At 67.4% G+C, this 19,128-nt stretch carries 21 protein-coding genes; 10 read left to right on the forward strand and 11 right to left on the reverse strand.

All coding sequences use genetic code 11. The annotated features are described in order from the left end of the window. Window positions 1–26: 26 nt before the first annotated feature. From FB547_RS23575 to FB547_RS23590, 4 genes are all read right to left on the reverse strand, one after another. Entirely contained in the window at window positions 27–1,562 is a 1,536-nt protein-coding gene (locus FB547_RS23575) for a TolC family outer membrane protein (RefSeq protein ID WP_145746078.1), read from the reverse strand. A 21-nt stretch (window positions 1,563–1,583) separates the two neighbouring features. Beyond that, window positions 1,584–1,922 (reverse strand): rhodanese-like domain-containing protein, encoded by a 339-nt coding sequence (locus FB547_RS23580; protein ID WP_145746079.1) that lies wholly within the window; start codon window positions 1,920–1,922, stop codon window positions 1,584–1,586. Between the two features lie 14 nt (window positions 1,923–1,936). Further along, on the reverse strand, window positions 1,937–2,614 hold the full coding sequence (locus FB547_RS23585; protein WP_145746080.1) for a protein-L-isoaspartate O-methyltransferase family protein: 678 nt from the start codon (window positions 2,612–2,614) through the stop codon (window positions 1,937–1,939). Window positions 2,615–2,704: 90 nt separating this feature from the next. Then, entirely contained in the window at window positions 2,705–3,382 is a 678-nt protein-coding gene (locus tag FB547_RS23590; protein ID WP_145746081.1) for a TetR/AcrR family transcriptional regulator, read from the reverse strand. Between the two features lie 99 nt (window positions 3,383–3,481). On the opposite strand from FB547_RS23590, the gene msrA reads away from it, so the two are divergent. The 4 genes from msrA (at window position 3,482) to FB547_RS23610 (ending at window position 7,640) form a co-directional block, all read left to right on the forward strand. Next, window positions 3,482–4,033 carry a peptide-methionine (S)-S-oxide reductase MsrA gene (msrA, locus tag FB547_RS23595; RefSeq protein ID WP_145746082.1) on the forward strand — a complete coding sequence of 184 codons (552 nt, stop codon included), beginning with the start codon at window positions 3,482–3,484 and terminating at the stop codon, window positions 4,031–4,033. Between the two features lie 24 nt (window positions 4,034–4,057). Continuing rightward, window positions 4,058–4,456, forward strand: coding sequence for a hypothetical protein (locus FB547_RS23600; RefSeq protein ID WP_145746083.1), 399 nt, complete (start codon window positions 4,058–4,060; stop codon window positions 4,454–4,456). Window positions 4,457–4,534: 78 nt separating this feature from the next. Continuing rightward, window positions 4,535–6,643 carry a TonB-dependent receptor gene (locus FB547_RS23605; RefSeq protein ID WP_145746084.1) on the forward strand — a complete coding sequence of 703 codons (2,109 nt, stop codon included), beginning with the start codon at window positions 4,535–4,537 and terminating at the stop codon, window positions 6,641–6,643. A 46-nt stretch (window positions 6,644–6,689) separates the two neighbouring features. Next, window positions 6,690–7,640 (forward strand): AEC family transporter, encoded by a 951-nt coding sequence (locus tag FB547_RS23610; protein WP_145746085.1) that lies wholly within the window; start codon window positions 6,690–6,692, stop codon window positions 7,638–7,640. A 68-nt stretch (window positions 7,641–7,708) separates the two neighbouring features. Here FB547_RS23610 and FB547_RS23615 read toward each other — a convergent pair whose 3' ends face one another. Then, entirely contained in the window at window positions 7,709–8,092 is a 384-nt protein-coding gene (locus FB547_RS23615; RefSeq protein ID WP_145746086.1) for a hypothetical protein, read from the reverse strand. Between the two features lie 18 nt (window positions 8,093–8,110). On the opposite strand from FB547_RS23615, the gene FB547_RS23620 reads away from it, so the two are divergent. Further along, entirely contained in the window at window positions 8,111–9,322 is a 1,212-nt protein-coding gene (locus FB547_RS23620) for an OmpA family protein (protein WP_145746087.1), read from the forward strand. 115 nt (window positions 9,323–9,437) lie between these two features. Here the strand turns inward: FB547_RS23620 and pdxH are convergent, their stop codons facing one another. After that, the gene (gene pdxH, locus FB547_RS23625; protein WP_145746088.1) at window positions 9,438–10,118 is read right to left on the reverse strand and encodes a pyridoxamine 5'-phosphate oxidase; all 681 of its coding nucleotides are present in this window, start codon (window positions 10,116–10,118) and stop codon (window positions 9,438–9,440) included. 50 nt (window positions 10,119–10,168) lie between these two features. Between pdxH and FB547_RS23630 the strand changes: the two genes are divergently transcribed. Further along, complete coding sequence (locus tag FB547_RS23630) at window positions 10,169–10,741, forward strand: NTP transferase domain-containing protein (RefSeq protein ID WP_145746089.1); 573 nt, start codon at window positions 10,169–10,171, stop codon at window positions 10,739–10,741. Between the two features lie 4 nt (window positions 10,742–10,745). Here the strand turns inward: FB547_RS23630 and FB547_RS23635 are convergent, their stop codons facing one another. Together FB547_RS23635 and FB547_RS23640 are read right to left on the reverse strand one after the other, a co-directional pair. After that, window positions 10,746–11,288, reverse strand: a complete 543-nt coding sequence (locus FB547_RS23635; protein WP_145746090.1) for a superoxide dismutase family protein — start codon at window positions 11,286–11,288, stop codon at window positions 10,746–10,748. Further along, window positions 11,285–12,013, reverse strand: coding sequence for a gamma-glutamylcyclotransferase (locus FB547_RS23640; protein ID WP_145746091.1), 729 nt, complete (start codon window positions 12,011–12,013; stop codon window positions 11,285–11,287). The genes FB547_RS23635 and FB547_RS23640 overlap by 4 nt, the downstream gene beginning before the upstream one ends. A 126-nt stretch (window positions 12,014–12,139) precedes the next feature. Here FB547_RS23640 and FB547_RS23645 point away from each other — a divergent pair, with 126 nt between their 5' ends. The 4 genes from FB547_RS23645 to FB547_RS23660 all read left to right on the forward strand — a co-directional run bounded on the left by FB547_RS23645 (window position 12,140) and on the right by FB547_RS23660 (window position 16,076). After that, window positions 12,140–12,691, forward strand: coding sequence for an OmpA family protein (locus FB547_RS23645; protein WP_145746092.1), 552 nt, complete (start codon window positions 12,140–12,142; stop codon window positions 12,689–12,691). A gap of 170 nt (window positions 12,692–12,861) precedes the next feature. Then, window positions 12,862–14,688: a phosphogluconate dehydratase gene (gene edd / locus FB547_RS23650; RefSeq protein ID WP_145746093.1), complete on the forward strand. Its 1,827-nt coding sequence runs from the start codon at window positions 12,862–12,864 to the stop codon at window positions 14,686–14,688. 16 nt (window positions 14,689–14,704) lie between these two features. Then, the gene (gene eda, locus FB547_RS23655) at window positions 14,705–15,340 is read left to right on the forward strand and encodes a bifunctional 4-hydroxy-2-oxoglutarate aldolase/2-dehydro-3-deoxy-phosphogluconate aldolase (protein WP_145746094.1); all 636 of its coding nucleotides are present in this window, start codon (window positions 14,705–14,707) and stop codon (window positions 15,338–15,340) included. 7 nt (window positions 15,341–15,347) lie between these two features. Beyond that, window positions 15,348–16,076: a haloacid dehalogenase type II gene (locus tag FB547_RS23660; RefSeq protein ID WP_145746095.1), complete on the forward strand. Its 729-nt coding sequence runs from the start codon at window positions 15,348–15,350 to the stop codon at window positions 16,074–16,076. Window positions 16,077–16,104: 28 nt separating this feature from the next. Here FB547_RS23660 and FB547_RS23665 read toward each other — a convergent pair whose 3' ends face one another. The 3 genes from FB547_RS23665 to gloA form a co-directional block, all read right to left on the reverse strand. Then, window positions 16,105–17,166, reverse strand: a complete 1,062-nt coding sequence (locus FB547_RS23665; protein WP_145746096.1) for an acyltransferase family protein — start codon at window positions 17,164–17,166, stop codon at window positions 16,105–16,107. After that, window positions 17,163–18,320 carry a hypothetical protein gene (locus FB547_RS23670; RefSeq protein ID WP_145746097.1) on the reverse strand — a complete coding sequence of 386 codons (1,158 nt, stop codon included), beginning with the start codon at window positions 18,318–18,320 and terminating at the stop codon, window positions 17,163–17,165. Before FB547_RS23670 ends, FB547_RS23665 begins: the two co-directional genes overlap by 4 nt. Window positions 18,321–18,599: 279 nt before the next feature. Continuing rightward, window positions 18,600–19,040, reverse strand: a complete 441-nt coding sequence (gene gloA, locus FB547_RS23675) for a lactoylglutathione lyase (protein WP_145746098.1) — start codon at window positions 19,038–19,040, stop codon at window positions 18,600–18,602. Between the last annotated feature and the right edge of the window lie 88 nt (window positions 19,041–19,128).

Genomic DNA, 19,128 nt, shown 5'->3' on the forward strand with positions numbered 1-19,128 from the left:
CATGGCTCCTGGGAGGGAGAAAATCCTCAGCGTACTGGGGGATTGAGGATGACCGGCGGCGGCGGTGCCGAAGGCATCGTGGGTGCCGGCGGATTGAACGGCTGCACCGGCACCGGCGGCACCACGGGAATGGGTGGCGGCGTCACGGGCACCGAAGGCGCGGCCTGCGGCCTTTCGCCGGGCGCTGGCGGCACCGTGCTGCCATTCTTCGCCAGCGTCGCGTTGATCGCGTTCATGTCGTCGACCGTCAGCGTGCCGTTGGCCTGGCGCAGCTTCAGGTTGCCCAGCAGCACGTTGTAGCGCGCCTGCGCGAGATCGCGCTTGGTTTGGTAGAGCTGGCTCTGCGAATTGAGCACATCGATGTTGATGCGCACGCCCACCTGGTAGCCGAGCCGGTTGGCATCGAGCGCGCTCTGGCTCGAGGCCTCGGCCGCTTCGAGCGCCTTGACCTGGCCCGCGCCCGACACCAGCCCGAGGTAGGCCGCGCGCGTGGCCTGTGCGACGCTGCGGCGGGTGCCTTCGAGCACGCTGCGCGACTGGTCCTCGAGCGCGAGCGTTTCCTTGATGCGGTTCTCGGTGGCAAAGCCGGCGAAAAGCGGCAGGTTGAACACCACGCCGACCGACGCTGCATCGATGCGCGTGCCCACGGTGCTGGTGCTGGTGCCGTGGGGATTGCGCGTGATGTTGTAGCCCAGGTTGGCGTCGAGCGTGGGCTTGTGGCCGGCTTCGGCCTTGCGGATTTCGAGCCCGGCCACGTCGAGCCCGAGCCGCGCCTGGCGGATGGCCGGGTGCGCTTCCTCGGCCTGCGCCACCCAGGCTTCGATGTTGGCCGGCGTGGCGGCCGGCAGCACCACCGGCTGCGCCAGCGGCACCGGCACGCTGCCCGGGCGGCCGACCAGCTGGTCGAGCACCACCTTCTTCACCTGCAGGTCGTTTTCGGCGGCGATCTCCTGCGCAATGACGAGGTCGTAGCGGGCCTGGGCTTCGCGCGTGTCGGTGATGGTGGAGGTGCCGACCTCGAAGTTGCGCTTGGCCGACGCGAGCTGCTCGGCCACCGCCACCTTCTGCGCGCGCACCAGCGTCAGGCTGTCCTGGCTCGCGAGCACGTCGAAGTAGGCCTGGCTCACGCGCACGATCAGGTCCTGCTCGGAAATGGTGAGCACCGCCTGTGCGATCTCGGCCTGGCGCTTGCCCTGCTCGTAGGTGGCCCAGTTGGCGGGCCGGTACAGCGGCTGCGTGGCGTTGATGCCGATGTTCTGCGTGGTGAAGTCGCGCGGCGTGGTCGTTCCGCGGCCGGCGCCGGTGAGCGTGTCGATGTCGAGGTTGTTGCGCGTGGCGCCGGCCGTGAGCCCCACGGCCGGAAGGATGCCGGCCTTGGCCTGCGCGGCGCGTGCCACGCTCGCGTCGTACTGGGCCCGCGCGCCCTGGTAGGTGGCGTCGAAGCCGCGCGCGGATTCGTAGAGTTCGTTCAGTGTCTGGCCTTGGGCCGGCAGCGCGAGCAGGGTGGCAAAGAGACTTGCAAGCGCTGCGGAAAGAGGCAAAAGCCTGGGCCTGAAAGGCATTGAACGTCCTTGAAGAAAGAATCAGTAGCGCGGCACGGAGGGATCGTGCTGTGCCGACCAGGCGTCGATGCCGCCGGCCACGTTGGCCAGCTCGGCAAAGCCGTTCTGGCTCAGGAACGCCGCCACGCGCTGGCTGCGCGCACCGTGGTGGCAGAGGCAGGCGATGCGCTGGCCCTCGTCGAGTTCGGCAAGCCGTGCCGGAATCTCGTTCATCGGGATGGCCACGAGCGTGAAGCCCTGCGGCGCAACGCTGGCCGTCTGCAGCTCCCAGGGCTCGCGCACGTCGAGCAGCACGGGCGGCGCCTCGGGATGCTCCGCAAACCAGGCGGCAAGATCGGCGGGGCGGACTTGGTCGATCATTCGGTGGCGCCCGTTCAGAACGAAAAGCGCGAGGGCTCGGGGAAGTTGAGCAGCCGCGGCGCCACGGTGTCCCAGGGCTGGATGGTGTCCCACTTGCTTTCGCTGCTGCGGGTGACGATGTGGGCGCGCATCATCGGCTCCTCGCCCACGATGGCGGCGAGGCGGCCGCCCACCTTGAGCGAGCCGAGCAGGTTCTGCGGAATGCGCGCCACCGAGCCGCTGAGCACGATCACGTCGAAGCTCGGACCGCTTGGCAGCGGCACGGCGCCGTCGGCGTTGCGCACCTCGACATTGGCCACGCCGTTCTGGCGCAGCGTCTCGGCGGCGCGGGCGGCCAGCGCGGGGTCGATCTCGAGCGACAGTACCTGGGCCGCGCGGTGGGCGAGCAGGGCGGCCATGAAGCCCGATCCGGTGCCGATCTCGAGCACCGACTCGTGCTTTTGCACGTGCAGGTCCTGCAGCATGCGCGCCTCGACCTTGGGCGAGAGCATGACCTGGCCGGGAACGGAGCCGTCGCCGAGCGGAATCTCCATGTCGAAGAAGGCCAGCGCGCGGTGCTCGGGCGGCACGTAGTCTTCGCGCCGGATCACAGCCAGCAGGTCGAGGATTTCCAGATCGAGCACATCCCAGGGCCGGATCTGCTGTTCGATCATGTTGAAGCGCAGGCGCTCGAGGGAGGGGGTGGGGTTCATGGGAGGCTTTTCCTTGTGGGGCTCAGGACAAACCTTCAATTTTAGGTTGCGCGGCGCAAGCCCGCGGCTGGCCGGCGATGCATTTGCGCGTCATGCGGCGGCTCCGGGCTGCCGGGTGAGGCCGTAGAGCACGGTCTCGGCCTGTGTGGCGAGGTATTTTTCGGGGTCGAGCGAGGTTTCCGCGTCGACGCAGACCATGGCCGAGTGCTTCCACAGCATCAGGAAGACCATCGGCGCCACCACCGCGTAAATGGCGTGGTCGACGTCGACCGGCGCGAATTCGCCGCGGTCGATGCCGCGCTGCAGGATGCGCCGCAGCAGCGAATGGCCCGGCCGCACCACCTCCTTGCGGTAGAACTCGGCCAGCTCGGGAAAATTGGTGCCTTCGCTCATCATGAGCTTGGTCAGGCCCGAGGCCTTGGTCATGCCCACGCGCTCCCACCAGACGCGCATGCAGTAGCGCAGCATGTCGGCCGTCGTGCCCTCGAAGGCCTCGAACTCGTCGTTCCACTCGGCAAACCGGCCCCCGAGGTTCTCGATCACCACGGCCTTGAAGAGCTCTTCCTTGCTCGGAAAGTAGAGAAAGAGGGTGCCCTTGGAGACGCCCGCGCGCGCCGCCACTTCCTCGGCGCGGGTGGCGGCAAAGCCTTTTTCGACGAACAGGTCGAGCGCCGCTGCCAGCAGTTCGCCCGGACGCGCCTCCTTGCGGCGCTCGCGCTTGGCGCGCACCGGGCAGATCTTGTCGGCAAAGAATCGGGGGGTGGGCATGATTTAATGACTCGCGGGTTAGTAATGTAGTGACCAGCATCCAGCCCGTCAAGCCGCGACAATATCGGGTTCGCTTTTTCCCCACCTGCCGGAGCAGCCATGTCCTCTTCATCGTCGCCCACTGAAACCATCGTGCTCGGCGGAGGCTGCTTCTGGTGCACCGAGGCCGTGTTCGACCGGGTGCAGGGCGTGGTGGACGTCGAATCGGGCTACTGCAACGGCCAGACGGTCAACCCGAGCTACGAGCAGGTCTGCACCGGCCGCACGGGGCATGCGGAGGTGGTGAAGGTGGAATTCGACCCCGCGGCCATCAGCCTGCGCGAGATTCTCGAGATCTTCTTCGTGGTGCACGACCCCACGACCCTGAACCGCCAGGGCAACGACGTGGGCACGCAGTACCGCAGCGGCATCTACTTCACGGGCGACGCGCAAAAGCAGGTGGCCGAGGAGGTCATCCGCGAGATCGAGGCAAGCAAGACCTACAGCACGCCCATCGTGACCGAGGTGGCGCCGCTCGCCAACTACTCGGCGGCCGAGGCCTATCACCAGGACTACTTCCTCAACAACCCGAACCAGGGCTACTGCGCCTTCGTGGTCGGCCCCAAGGTCGAGAAGTTCCGGAAGACCTTCGCATCGCGCGTCAAGGCCTGAGCTTCCTTTTCAGCCCTGCTTCCCGTGCACGTCGCCAGCCCCATCCCGACCCGGACGATCGCGTCGACCCGCGCGATCGCCATCGCGCTGATGGTTGCGCTGTGGTTCGCGGGCACGCTGGGGCTGATCCACCGGACGCTGCACGTGCCCGGCCTGGCGCAGGCCCACGCGGCGGCATTGGCGGCGCACCCGGCGGTTGCGCACGAGCATGCGGCCCATGGCATCGGCGACCTGTTCGGCCATCACTCCGATGCCGAGTGCCGGCTCTACGACCAGCTGTCGCATGGCTCGGGCGCGCCTGGCGTGCCGATGGTGATGCTGCCGGTGCTGCTGCCGTCGGCCACCTTTGCCTATCTGCAGGGCGAGGCCATCGCCCGCTGGGTTGCGCTGTTCGACGCGCGCGGCCCGCCTTCCACTCGCTGAATCCCGCTGTGTTCCGGTTGCTGCCCCGCGTTTGATGCGGATGGCGGCGGCCGCCCCTTGGTTCAACGAGTGTTCATCATGATTCCCAAATTCCGTCGCAACGCCATCGGCGCTGCCATTCTTTCGCTGGCTTCCTTCGCGGCCATGGCCCAGGTCCAGCCCCAACCGGTACCCCAGGCGCAGCCCGCCGAAGCGGCCGCGCCGGTCCTGCCGGAGATCGCCGTCACCGGCAATCCGTTGGGCGCGAGCGAACTGATCGCACCCACCACCACGCTCTCGGGCGACAGGCTCCTGATGCGCTCCGAATCGACGCTCGGCCAAACGCTCGACAACCTGCCCGGCGTGAGCAGCAGCTACTTCGGGCCCAATGCGAGCCGGCCGATCATCCGCGGCCTCGACGGCGACCGCATCCGCATCCTGCAGAACGGTGGCGGCGCGCCCGACGCCTCGTCGCTGAGCTACGACCATGCGGTGCCGATGGACGCGCTGGTCACCGAACGCGTCGAGGTGCTGCGCGGCCCGTCGGCGCTGCAGTACGGCGGCAGCGCGGTGGGCGGCGTGGTCAACGTGATCGACAACCGCATTCCGAGCGAGCCGATCAACGGCTTCGGCGGCCGTGCCGACCTGGGCTTTTCCACCGGCAACAAGGAGAAGAACGGCGGCGTGGTGCTCGAAGGCGGCAACGACCGCTTCGCGCTGCACGTCGATGCGTTCAACCGCGACTCCAAGGACGTCTCGGTGCCCATCGACCTGGAATGCAGCAAGCCCGGGCGCCCCTGGCTCGCGCGCAAGATCTGCAATTCGGCCAACGAGGCGCACGGCGGCGCGGTGGGCGGCACGCTGTTCTTCGACCAGGGCTGGATCGGCGCCTCGGCCAGCACCTACCGCAGCACCTACGGCACCGTGGCCGAGGACGACGTGACCATCGGCATGAAGTCCGACCGCCAGGCGATCGAGGGCGAGTGGCGCCCGGGCGGCTTCATCAGCAGCATCCACGCCAAGGCCAGCCACACCAACTACCGCCACACCGAGTACGAAGGCCGCGAGGCCGGCACCACCTTCTCGAACCTGAGCAACGACCTGCGCATCGAGGCGCGCCACCAGAAGATCGGCAACTTCGAGGGCCTGGTCGGCTTCGCGAGCGAGAGCAACCGTTTTGCCGCGGACGGCGCGGAAGCCTTTGCGCCGCACAGCCGCACGCGCTCCAACGCGCTGTTCCTGTATGAGGAACTCGGCACCTCCTGGGGCCGGCTGAGCTTTGGCGCGCGCACCGAGAAGGTCCGCGTCACCTCGCTCGGCTATCCGGACGACCCGACCGTGACGCGCTTTGCCATCGGCGAGCGCACCTTCAATCCGCACAGCGCGGCCGTGGGCGCGCTCGTCAATCTCACGCCGCAGTGGCAGCTCACCTCGAACCTGGCCTACACCGAGCGGGCACCGAAGGACTACGAGCTGCTCGCCAACGGCCCGCACGTGGCAACGGCGGCCTGGGAGGTCGGCAATCCGAACCTCGACAAGGAAAAGTCGGTCGGCTTCGACGTCGGCGCGCAATGGAAGTCGGGCGCCAACACGGCCCGCGTCAACGCCTACGTCACGCGCTTTCGCAACTACATCGGCCTGACGGCATCGGGCCGCACGCTCGACGAAGAAGGCCAGGTGGTGACCGACCCCGAAGCCACCGACACGCTGGCCGAGTACCTCTACAGCGGCGTGCGCGCGCGCTTCACCGGCATCGAGGCGAGCGGCAACCTGCGCCTCCTGGGCACCGACGGCTTCGCGCGGCTGGCTGACGCCGCGACGCTCGACCTGGAATGGCGCGGCGACGTGGTGCGTGCCAAGAACCTCGACACCGGCGAGCCGCTGCCGCGCATCGCGCCGTTCCGCGCGGGCGCGACGCTGGCCTACGGCAACGGCCCCTGGAGCGCGCGCTTCGGTTTCGACTACAACGCGGCGCAGCGCCACGTGCCCAGCGTGGGCGCGCGCGAGACCGACGCCTACACGCTGTGGAATGCCTCGATCGCCTACCGCATGAAGGTGCAGCGCGCCAACCTCACCTGGTATGCGCGCATCGACAACATCACCAACAAGCTGGCCTACAGCCCGACGTCGATCCTGACGACGACGGTGTACCCGAACGCGCCGCTGCCGGGGCGTTCGCTGAAGGTCGGGCTGCGCGTGACCTTCTGAACGAACCCGCCGGCGCTGCCTGCCGGCATGAGGCTATCCTCGGCGGGTGAATTCGTTCGTCATCTCTTCGCTGCTGCCGGTCGTCGTCCTGATCGCGGCAGGCTACCTGGCCGGCCGGCGCCGCTGGATCGGCGGCAACGCCGTCAAGGACCTTTCCAACCTGATCTTCCTGCTGCTTGCGCCCGCGCTGCTTTTCCGCGCGATGAGCACGGTGCACGTGCAGGAGCTGAGCCTGAAGCCCGTGGCGGCGTATTTCATCGCCTCGGGCCTGCTGTTTGCGGGCACGCTGGCGCTGCGCGGCTTCAACCGCACGGCGGCCGTCATTGCGCTGGCCAACACCTACAGCAACACGGTGATGATCGGCATCGTGCTGGTCGGCCTGGCCTATGGCGAGCAGGGCATGGTGGTGCTGCTCACGCTGATCTCGCTGCATTCGCTGGTGCTATTGACCAGCGCCACCGTGGTGCTCGAGCTGGCCGTGGCGCGCGAGCATGCGCAGCGGGAAGGCCACGAGCAGCGCCCCATGGCGCGCACGGTGTTGCGCGCACTGCGCAACGCCATCATCCACCCGGTGCCGATGCCGATCATCGCCGGGCTGCTGTTTGCGCAGACCGGGCTCGCGATGCCCGAATTCCTCGACAAGCCGATCCTGCTGCTCGGCCAGGCTTTCGGTCCGGTGGCGCTGGTGATGGTGGGCATCACGCTCGCGCTGACGCCCGTCGGGCGGCACTGGCGCGAAGCGACGGGGCAGGCGCTGGTGAAGAACCTGCTGCATCCGCTGCTGGTGGCCGGCATCGGCTGGCTGCTGGGCGTGCGCGGCATACCGCTCACGGTGATGGTGGTGGCGGCGGCGCTGCCGATCGGCGCCAACGTCTTTCTCTTTTCGCAGCGCTACCGCACCTCGGAAGACCTGGTCACGGCCAGCGTCGCGGTGTCGACGGTGCTCGCGCTGGCGACGCTGACGCTGGTCATGACGCTGGTGCAGTGGCTGCCTTGAGGCTTTTCCCAGCCTAGGCCATTCGGCAGGGTGGCCATTTGGCGAGATGGCGGGCGGCGCCTCTCGCTCTACATTTGCCCGCTGATGAAATACCCGCCGCGGTCTTCGCCGTTTTCCGCCATGGCGCCGATTGCGATGGTGATCGCGCTGTGCGCCATGCCGGCGGCCGCCGATACGAAGCCGTGCCGGACGCCCTGCCTTTCAGCCGCCGTGCCGCGCGAACCGGCGCCGGCCGGGCCGCCCGCGGCCAGCTCGGTGGAGCCCAAGCCGGCGCCCGCGCCGGCTTCGAAGCCGAGCGCCAGGCCCAAGCCGCAGGCGGTGGCCGTGGTCGCGCCGCCGCCGACAGCGGAGGTGGAGAAAGCCCCGGCCCCGAAGAGGCCGCCGCCCTCCAGGCGCTGCAGCGAAATCAACATGCGCGCAGCGGTGGGGGAGCCGCTGTCGGACGAGGACATGAAGATCTTGAGGAGCCAATGCTGATGACGAAGACCATCCACCCGATCCGCACGGCGCTGCGCGCGCTCGCGCTGTCGTGCGCCGCGCTGCTTTGCGCTGCCTGCGCGCACCGGCCGGCGCCGGGCAATGCCATGCCTTTCGATCAGGCCGTCAACCAGGCCGTGGACGACCTGATCGTGCAGACGCAGAAGCTGCCGGCCTTCCTGGCCAAGGTGGAGTCGTCGATCAAGCAGAGCCGCATCGTGATCGATCCGCTGCTCGAAGGCGCGAGCGGCCAGCAGACCGAGGTCACGCGCGTGGCGGAGCAGCGCATCGTGCAGCGCATGCAGTCGCAGTTCAAGCAGTTCACCGTCACGCCCTTCAACAACACCGAGATCGAGCGCGCGCAGTACGTGCTCAACGGCACGCTGGTGCGCGACAAGGATTCATCCGACGGACGCTACCGCTTGAACCTGGCGTTGACCGAGATCAAGAGCGGCGTGGTCATCGCGCAATCGGTGGCGCGCATCAGCGATGCAACGCTCGACACGCGGCCCACGGCCTTCTTCCGCGACAGCCCGGTGAACGGCAAGGACCGCGGCGTGGAAGGCTACATCCGCACTGCCGAAACGCAGCCGGGACAAGCCGCCGATGCGCTCTACCTGGAGCGCCTTCCCACGTCGACCGTGCTGCAGGAAGCCACCGCCGCCTACGAGGCCGGCCGCATGAGCGAGGCGCTCAGCCGCTACGAGGCCGCTTCGCGCCGGCCCGACGGCCAGCAGCTGCGCATCTACAGCGGCCTGTATCTCACGCAGGCCCAGCTCGGCCGGACGGCCGACGCGGAGAAGACCTTCGGCACCCTGGCGCGGCTCGGGTTGGAAACCAACAACCTGAGCGTGAAGTTCCTGTTCAAGCCCGGTTCGACCGATTTCCTGGCCGACCCGAAGATCAGCGCCGCCTATCCGATGTGGCTGCGGCAGATCGCGCGCCAGGCGGCGCAGATCGACGCCTGCGTGGTGGTCACCGGCCACACGAGCCGCACTGGTTCGGAGTCGGTCAACGAGCGCCTGTCGCTGCAGCGCGCGCTCAGCGTGAAGACCCGGCTGGTGGGCGAGGCGCCGCCGCTGTCGAAGAAGCTGCGCGAGTCCGGCATGGGATTCCGCGAGAACATCGTGGGCACCGGCGCCGACGATGCGAGCGATGCGCTCGACCGCCGCGTCGAGTTCAAGGTCGCGCCCTGCGAGGCTTGACCCACCCCCGTAGCTGCTCACTTCGTGTAGCCGCCCCCCCATCAAGGGAGCAACACCAACGGCCCGGCAAAGCCGGTTCAGCGGTGTTCCGCGAAAAAGACGGAGAAGCTCAGGCTCAGGGGGCCAGGCGTTCGCGCACCCAGTTGCTGCCTTCGAGCCGGTAGCGCAGCCGGTCGTGCAGGCGGCTCTTGCGGCCCTGCCAGAATTCCCAGCGGTCCGGCACGAGCCGGTAGCCGCCCCAGTGCGGCGGGCGCGGCGGCGAGAGCAGGTGCTTGGCGGCGGCCACGGCCGCGTTCTTGACCAGTACGTCGCGGCCGCTGATCACTTCGCTCTGCGGGCTGGCCCAGGCGCCGATGCGCGAATCGAGCGGGCGGCTCGCAAAGTAGGCGTCGCTTTCCTCCGCGCTCGCCTTTTCCACGCGGCCCTCGATGCGCACCACGCGTTCGAGCTCGACCCAGTGGAACTGCAAGGCTGCGTACGGATTGCCCGAGAGTTCGCGGCCCTTGCGGCTTTCGTAGTTGGTGTACCAGACGATGCCGCGCGCGTCATAGCCCTTGATGAGCACGATGCGGCTCGAAGGCCGCAGGTCGCCGCCCACGGTGCACAGCGTCATCGCGTTGGGCTCGGGCACCTGCGCATCGATGGCTTCGCCGAGCCAGCGCTCGAACTGCCTGAGTGGATCGTCGGCGCTGTGCGTCTCGCCGAGCTCGGCGCGCTCGTAGCTCTTGCGCAGTGCGGCCAGCGCTTCGCTGGTGGGAGGGGAAGAGGAAGAACTCATGTCGGCATTGTTGCGCATGCGCCGCCGCCGAAAGGCACCCCGGGGCATTCCGCGCACATACTCGGCGCATGGCGACAAAGGCGAATTCTCCGTGCGTGATCGTGCTGGCCTCGGGCCGCGGCGAGCGCTTCATCGCGGCCGGCGGCACGGGCCCCAAGCTGCAGGCGCCGCTGGCGGGCAAGCCGCTGCTCGAGCGCACGCTGGATGCGGTGCGCGCGAGCGGCCTGCCATGGCGGCTCGAAGACGCCGGCCATCCGGGCATGGGCGACTCGATTGCCGCCGCGGTGCGCGCCACGCCGGACGCCGCCGGCTGGCTCATTCTCCCGGGCGACCTGCCGCTGGTGCGCCCCGAGACGCTGCGGGCCGTGGCCGGCGCGCTGGCCGGCCGGGTGCGCGCTGTGCAGCCGCAATACAGGGGCGAGCGCGGCCATCCGGTGGGCTTTTCGGCCGGCTGCGGCGCGCAGCTCGCGGCGCTGAAGGGGCCGCTGGGCGCAGCCTCCATCCTGAAGGCGATGCGTGCCATCGATGCGGTGGCCGACCTCGCGGTGGACGACGTCGGCATCGTGACCGACATCGATACGCCCGAGGCCCTGGCCGCTGCCGAGGCGCTCTGGCTGGCGCGCTTCCCGGGCCAGCCCTAGCCGCTCAGCGCCGCGCGATCACTGCGCAGGCGGTGCGCGGGCCGGAGTTGCCGGCCGGCTGGGTGGTGAAATCGTCGCGGTCGCGGTGCACCACGAGCGCGCGGCCCACCACGTTGTTGGCGGCGCCTTCGGTCAGCGAGATCGTGTGAACGTCGACGCTGAAGCGCGCCACGCCGCTGCCGTCGGCCACCAGGCTCGGCAGTTCGCCGGCATGGCTGCCCGGCGCGCTGAACTTGCCGTGTGTGCCGCCCGTGGGATTGAAGTGGCCGCCCGAGGCGTTGCCGTTGTCGCCGCAGTCGCCCTTTTCGTGGATGTGGAAACCGTGCTCGCTGCCCGGCGCCAGGCCGCGCACCTCGCCGGCCACGCGCACGCCATGGTCCAGCGCGGTGAAGATCACCGTGCCCCGCGTGGGGTTGGGCGAGATCGCGGCCGTGGGCATCAGTTCGGCGGCCGCGCTCGGCTTGCCGCCCATCATGCTGCCGCAGGCCGAAAGCAGGGCGCTGGCGAGAAGGGCGGTGCCGGTGGCGACGAAAAGACGATGGTTCATGGTTTTTCCTTGGACGGTCCGGAGGATTGTTGGGGAAGGGGGGAAGAAGAAGATTTGTCCGGAGACCCTGGAACATATACCGGAGGCTGCGGCATCCCGCAATCGGTCGCCGCCCCGGCCTGCGCCTGCCGCTCCTGTTCCTCCTGCCGCTCCTGCGCGAGCGCGACCAGCCGCGCCAGCGCCGCATCGTGGATCGAGTGGCGGCGCAGCTCCAGCAAGGTCTGGCGCGCATAGTCGAGCGAGCTGCCGTAGCGGCCGACGGCATGCGTGAAGATGTGGCGGTAGCGCTCGTCGCTGAGCTCGCCGGTGAAGTTGGGGCTGCGCCTGGACAGCGTGAAGGCCAGGGCGCGCACCGGGCCTTCGGGCGTGTTGCACTTGAGCCACCGGGGGTCGTACACGCCGGTGGGCATTTCGCGCAGCCAGAGCCTGCGCAGCGTGTCGAGCCCGTGGGCCGACGGCACGCGGAACACCATGCCGCGGCAGCTGCCGCCCGACAGCAGGCCGAAGACGAGGCCGGGCGTCTGGACGCTGCCGCGGTTGATGCGGCTCCACATCTTGAGCGCGCGATGCCAGCCGTGCACCCAGGCCGGCCGGCGCTCCACGAAATCGAAGTCGGGCCGCCAGATCAGCGACCCATAGCCGAAGAGCCACAAGTCGTCGCGCCCGCCCCAGTCGGCAATGGCCTGTTCGAGCATCGGCTGCGGGTCGCGCAGCGGCCTGGGCATGGGGTCCAGGCCCGGCGGTCCGGGATCGGGTGCGGGGCCCGAGGGGGCGCCGCCTACAATTTCGCGATCATGGTTCACCGCACCATTATTTACCGGCCCCTTTCTTCTTACGGAGTACGACCCCTCATGAGCGACGACGACAGCCAGCAAAACTTCATCCTCGGATTTCTCCTGGCATTGATTGCGCTGGTGATTTTCTTCGTGCTGGGCATCGTGCTCTGGCACAAGAGCCATGGGCCGGCAACGGGCGGCATGCCCGCCGTCGCGGTGGCCGCGGTGTCTGCAGGGCCGGCGACCACCACCACGGTGGCTGAAGTGACCGAGACGGTGACGGTCGTCATTCCCGACGGAGCCAGCATCCGCGTGGCCGACGGCGTGGTGAACTTCTACTTCGCCAGCGGCAGCGCCGACCTGGCGCCCGGCGCGGCCGAGGCGCTGGCCGCCGTCATCAAGGGCGTGGAAGGCGGGCGCAAGGCCGTGGTCTCGGGCTTCCATGACACCACGGGCGACGCGGCCATCAACGAGCAGCTCGCGAAGAAACGCGCCGAAACAGTCCGTGACGTGCTGGTGGGCCTGGGGGTGCCGGCCGACAAGGTCGATCTGCAGCGGCCTGCCATCACCGCCGGCTCGGGCAACGACGCCCAGGCGCGGCGCGTGGAAGTCAAGCTGGTCGACTGAGCCAGCAGCGGGGGCGGCGGGAAAGGGCCGTGGGGGCCCGCCAATCCGTATTGCCGGAGTGCGGATTTCCATCGGCCTCGGTCGCAGGGTCTTGGTACCATTGACTTCCACGTCGAAGGTCGCAAAAGCGACAGTGGCCAGATGCTGGCAGCACGACCGAAACCATCCCCATGAGCACACATCCCACCGTCCTTGACGTCACCGATCGCATTCGCGAGCGCAGCCAGGGGCCGCGCAGCGCTTACCTCCAGCGGCTCTCGGAAATCCGCAACCGCGACAGGGGCTCCGACCGCATGGGCTGCGCCAACGTCGCGCACGCCGTGGCCGGCATTCCGGCCAACGACAAGTTCAAGGTGGTGACGGAGCGGGCGCCCAACATCGGCATCGTCACTGCCTACAACGACATGCTCTCGGCCCATGCGCCGTACCAGGGCTACCCCGACATCATCAAGCAGGAGGCGCGCAGCCTCGGCGCCACCGCGCAGGTGGCCGGCGGCGTGCCCGCCATGTGCGACGGCGTGACCCAGGGCACACCCGGCATGGAGCTGAGCCTGTTCAGCCGCGACGTGATCGCCATGGGCACCGCGATCGCGCTCACGCACGACATGTTCGACGGCGCGCTGCTGCTGGGCGTGTGCGACAAGATCGTGCCGGGCCTTTTGATCGGCGCGCTGCATTTCGGGCACCTGCCCACCGTGTTCGTGCCCGCCGGCCCCATGCCCTCGGGCCTGTCGAACGGCGAGAAGTCGAAGGTGCGCGAGCAGGCGGCGCAGGGCCTGGTCGGCCGGCAGGGCCTGCTCGACGCAGAGATGGCGGCCTACCACACCATGGGCACCTGCACCTTCTACGGCACGGCCAACAGCAACCAGATGCTGCTCGAGGCCATGGGCCTGCACGTGCCGGGCACCGCCTTCATCCAGCCCGGCGACGCCATGCGCGAGACGCTCACGCGCGAGGCCGTCCGCACGGTGCTCGGCCGCGCGGGCGAGGCGAAATTCAGTTGCCCTCCGATCGGGGAAATGGTCGATGAGCGCTGCATCGTCAACGCCATGGTGGCGCTGCTGGCCACCGGCGGCTCCACCAACCACCTGATCCACTGGGTGGCCGTGGCGCGCTCGGCCGGCATCGTGATCGACTGGGACGACTTTTCGCGGCTGTCCGACGTGGTTCCGCTGCTGACGCGCGTCTATCCCAACGGCAGTGCCGACGTGAACGCCTTCCAGGCCGCAGGCGGCCCGGGCTTCGTGATCGGCGAGCTGCTCGATGCCGGCCTGATGCACGCCGACGTGCTCACGGTGCGTGCCGGCGGCATCCGCGAGTTCGCGAACATCCCGTCCCTGGCGGACGACAAGCGCCTGGTCTGGACCTCCGCCGCGCCTTCCAGGGATGAAGCCGTCGCGCGGCCCGTGGAGAATCCCTTCAGCGCCACCGGCGGGCTGAAACTGCTCAACGGCAACCTGGGGCGCAGCGTGATCAAGGTGTCTTCGGTGCCCGACGACCGCCACGTGATCGAGGCGCCGGCGCGCGTCTTCGATTCGCAGGCCGCGCTGCACCAGGCCTTCACCGCCGGCGAGCTCGAGCGCGACGTGGTCTGCGTGGTGCGCTGGCAGGGGCCGCAGGCAAACGGCATGCCCGAGCTGCACAAGCTCACGCCGCCGCTGTCGGTGCTGCAGGGCAAGGGCTTTCGCGTGGCGCTGGTCACCGACGGCCGCATGAGCGGCGCCTCGGGCAAGGTTCCGGCGGCCATCCATGTTTCTCCGGAAGCCGCCGCGGGCGGCCCGCTCGCCAAGGTGCGCGACGGCGACGTCGTGCGCCTGGATGCCGTGGCGGGCACACTGGCGGTGCTGGTGCCCGACGACGAATGGGCCGAACGCGAGATCGCCAAGCTGCCCGAGGCCAAGCGCATCGCCGACGGCCATGGCCTGGGCCGCGAGCTGTTCGCGGGCATGCGCCGCAATGCGCTGACGGCGGAAGAGGGCGCATGCTCGTGGCTGTGAACATTGGAGCAATGAAATGACAGACAAACTCACCGCACTCGAGGTCATGCGCGATGCACCGGTCATTCCGGTGATCGTGCTGCACGACGTGAAACATGCCATTCCGCTGGCGCGCGCGCTGGTGGCCGGCGGCATCCGCATGCTCGAGGTCACCTTGCGCACGCCGCAGGCGCTCGAATGCATCGAGGCCATCGCCAGGGACGTGCCCGAGGCCGTGGCCGGCGCGGGCACCATCCGCAGCGCGGCCGATGCGCAGGCCTCGGCGCTGGCCGGCGCGAAGTTCGGCGTGAGCCCGGGCTATACGCGCGCGGTCGGCAAGGCCTGCCACGACCTCGGCCTGCCGCTTTTGCCCGGCGTGGCCACCGGCAGCGAGATCATGACGGCGCAGGAAGACGGCTACACCGAACTCAAGTTCTTTCCCGCGCTGCAGGCGGGCGGCATTCCCATGCTGAAGGCGTGGCAGGGCCCGTTCGGCGACGTGACCTTCTGCCCGACCGGCGGCATCCATGCGGACAACGCGGCCGAGTTCCTGGCGCTTTCGAACGTGGCCTGCGTGGGCGGCTCGTGGATCGTGCCTGCCGATGCCATCCGCAGCGGCGACTGGGCGCGCATCGAACAGCTCGCACGCGCGGCGAGCCAACTCGCACGCTGATCCGGCCATGCGTGCGGATTTCGACGCCAGTGACCTGAAGGTCATTGCCTTCGACGTTTTCGGCACCGTGGTCGATTGGCACAGCGGCATCGCCGCCGAGGCCGAGCGCGCATTGCCGGGCGTCGATGGCGCTGCCTTTGCGCTCGCCTGGCGTGCGGGCTACCAGCCCGCCATGAGATCCGTGATGGAGCGCATCGCGGCGGGTGAGGGCGGCTTCACGCTGCTCGACGAGCTGCACCTGAGCATGCTCGAACAGGTGCTGCACGACTTCAGCCTGGCCGACCGGCTCGATACCGCCGCCAAGCGCGACCTGAGCCGCGCCTGGCACCGCCTGCCTGCGTGGCCCGATGCGGTGGAGGGGCTCACGCGCCTCAAGAAGAAATTCACCATCTGCACGCTCTCCAACGGCAACATCGGCCTGCTGACCGAAATGGCCAAGCGCGCAGGCCTGCCCTGGGACTGCGTGCTGTCGGCCGAAGTGTTCAAGGCCTACAAGCCCGACCCGCGCACCTACCTTGGCGTGGCGGGCGTGTTCGACGCGACGCCGGGGCAGGTCATGCTCGCGGCGGCGCACCACGACGACCTGGCGGCAGCGCGCACCTGCGGCCTCAAGACCGCCTACATCGAGCGGCCCCATGAATTCGGCCGCGCCCAGCCGAAGGACGTTTCGCCGAACCCGGACAACAACCTGCACGCGCGCGACATCAGGCAGCTGGCCGACCTGCTGGGCTGCTGAACCATCGGCATCTGCGCCGGCGGCGCCGTCACCTGGCCCTGGCTGCGCTGAAGGATTTCGCGGACTTGATCATTCCCCGCATCATCTGCGTGAGGGGGAATTCCACGAACCTGTAGACCATGTGCGAAGCCCAGATCGACGCGATACAGACCGCAACGGAAATGGCAAGGATCTGAGGCACCGAGGTGAAGCCGAGCAGTTTGACCGCGAGGGGGATGGCCACCAGGATGAACGGGTGAAACAGGTACAGCGAGTAGGAGCTGTCCCCGATGGCCAGGATCACGCGCAGCCTGGCCCAGAACGATCCGAGCGATATCAACCCGAAGAAAATCATTGCAGAGGGAATTGCCAGCGCAAATCCCCGGAGTTCGCTGCTGCCAAGGCCTTCCGAAATTGCCAGATGCGCAAGAAATGCTCCGGCGGCCATCAAGACGATCGACACCGGCATGCTCTGCCGGATCAGCCCCTTCTTGAACGCCACGCCAATGGCCACGCCGAAGGCGAACTCCAGGAACAATGAAAAATTCATGATCTTGTAGTCGAGGCCGGAAAGCAATCCAATGAACGACGCAGCGGCCAATACCAGGCACGCGAGATAGGCGTTCTTCGGCCTTGCGGTCGGCAGCGCGACCAGCGCCCACAGGCCGTAGAAAATGATTTCATAGGTGAGCGTCCATCCGTTATTGACCAGGTACGGGGCGGACGTGGGCCACAGGAAGAACGACGCGGCAATGTCGGTGGGCTCCTGGGCATTGCTGTTGATCAGCTTCGGCGCAAGGATGAAGACCAGCAGGGCCAGCAAGGACAGCCCCCAATAAAGGGGAAACACCCGGATGATCCGTTTCTCCATGAACTCCACGTGGGTCATGGTCTTGTTGGCCGTGACAAAGTAGATGATGAAGCCGCTGATCATGAAGAAGATATCGACTCCGATGATTCCGAAATCGAACAGCGGAATGGCTCCACCGGAAAGTGCATGTGCTTTCTGCGCCGCGTGATGGACCACGACCAGCAGCGCCGCAATGCCTCTGCCTGCCTGAATGGATTCGACGTACTGTGGCTGGTCCACCGCAATGGATTGGGATTTCACGAAATTCGATCCTGACGGGTGGGACGGACAAAGAGCGGGTTGTTCGAAATGGCGGCGGCCTGCCTGCGCCGCAGGAGCCTCTTCTCGGCCAGCTCGGTTTTCTGCGCCAGCGCCATGGCGGAAAAGACGAGCGGGCTCACGATCGCGAAGTGGCGCGCAAACGAGCCGAAGTCGGGCTCGAACACCCCTTCGATGATGAGGAAGGACAAAGGCGCAAGGGCCACCTTGCCGGCCTGGACCAGGTTCCTGTTGCCCGACTTCGCGCCCTCGACGACAACCTTCACCATCCATATGAACGTGAAAGGCATGATCGAGATGAACGCCAATTGGCTGACCGAGCCGAAGCGTAGAAGTTCGAGCGGAAATGCCAGCCGGAAGAAGGTGATCGTGGCATTGAGCGCCTGCAGCAGGGCGTTGTCGGAGGCGATGACTGCCTCGATGACCGTTCGCGATCCTTCGGCGCCCACTTCCCGGTTCTCATTGACCGTTGCGCGGGCAAAGTCGAGCGTGGCGCCAAGTGCGATCTGGAAGGTCAGCGCGAGCGCGATATAGACGACGACGATGATGACCAGGAGCCTGAATACGGTGAGCTGCTTTCTGATCAACCGCAGCCCGAGCCACACGGCGCTGACCAGGAGCCAGTACTTTCTGACCACCCAGCCGTAGATCGTCGACGACAGGAACCACGTCAGCCCGAACCCGCTGTGCTGCGCCGCCATGACCGAGAGCAGAACCACGCAGGCCGACAGCATGTCCTTCGAAAGCACCGAAAGAAAAATGGCCCTGATGAATCCCCATCCGAGCGAGACAAAAAATACGCCAAGGGGAATTCGGCTGAATTGGAGTATCGGTATGACAGTCAGCGTGACGCTCAGAAAAGCGCCGGCAATGGGCGCCGTCTTGGCGCTGAGCCCGGCCGATTCCAGCAGGAATGCGCTGCAGGCGTAGGAGTTTCTTTCCTCGATCGTGGTGGAAGTGAGCTGGCACAAATCGGCGCCGAAGAAACTCAATAGCGTTTCTTCATCCGGAAAATTCTGGGCCGCCGTATCGTGGTAGAGAAATGGAATGACACCGACGATCAGGGCGGAAAAGAAAAAGATGATCAGCGATATGGCCGGATCAATTGGCTTGCCGCGTATGCTCAGAATCGTCAATTTTCATTCCGCTTGGAAGGAAGCGCTCATGTAGAAGATAGTTCAAGGAGTAAGGAGCATTCGGCGTCGCGTCCGAATGGACGATCTTGCTGAACTGTGAAGCTCTTTGATCGCGATTCCGGGTATCAGAATGTGATGCGTCCTGCATCAGCACTACCCCTTGAAAATACCAGCAAAGAATATGCCGATCGCCTTTAAAAGGTGATCATTTGTATCCTTAATTCAGCGGCCGCGAAGCGCTGATGGCGGCGCCGGAGCGCGGGCGCCGCTGTGGCCCGGCTAGGACGCGCGCAGGGCGTCCGAGCCGCCGGGGCCGCCGTCGCCGGAAGCCTTCGCCTTGTCTTGTATGAGCTCGATCTTGTAGCCGTCAGGATCGGTCACGAAGGCGATCACCGTGGTGCCGCCCTTCACGGGGCCGGCTTCGCGCGTGACGTTGCCGCCGGCGGCCTTGATCTTTTCGCAGGCCGCGTAGGCGTCGGGCACGCCCAGCGCGATGTGGCCGTAGGCGGTGCCGAGTTCGTAGCTTTCGGTGCCCCAGTTGTAGGTGAGCTCGATCTCGGCCTGCCCGGGGTTGCCGCCGCCGTAGCCCACGAAGGCGAGGCTGTATTTGTACTCGGGGTTCTCCGAAGTGCGCAGCAGGCTCATGCCAAGCACCTGGGTGTAGAAGTCGATCGAGCGCTGGAGGTTGCCGACGCGCAGCATGGTGTGAAGGAGTCGCATCTCGTGGGATCTCTGTTGTTGCGGGGGAAGAATTCCATTGTCGAGGCTAGGGCCTGTTAACGCTATTTCTGGGGATCGCGTTGCCCGG

The sequence above is a fragment of the Variovorax beijingensis genome (assembly GCF_007828835.1).
Lineage (GTDB): Bacteria > Pseudomonadota > Gammaproteobacteria > Burkholderiales > Burkholderiaceae_C > Variovorax > Variovorax beijingensis_A.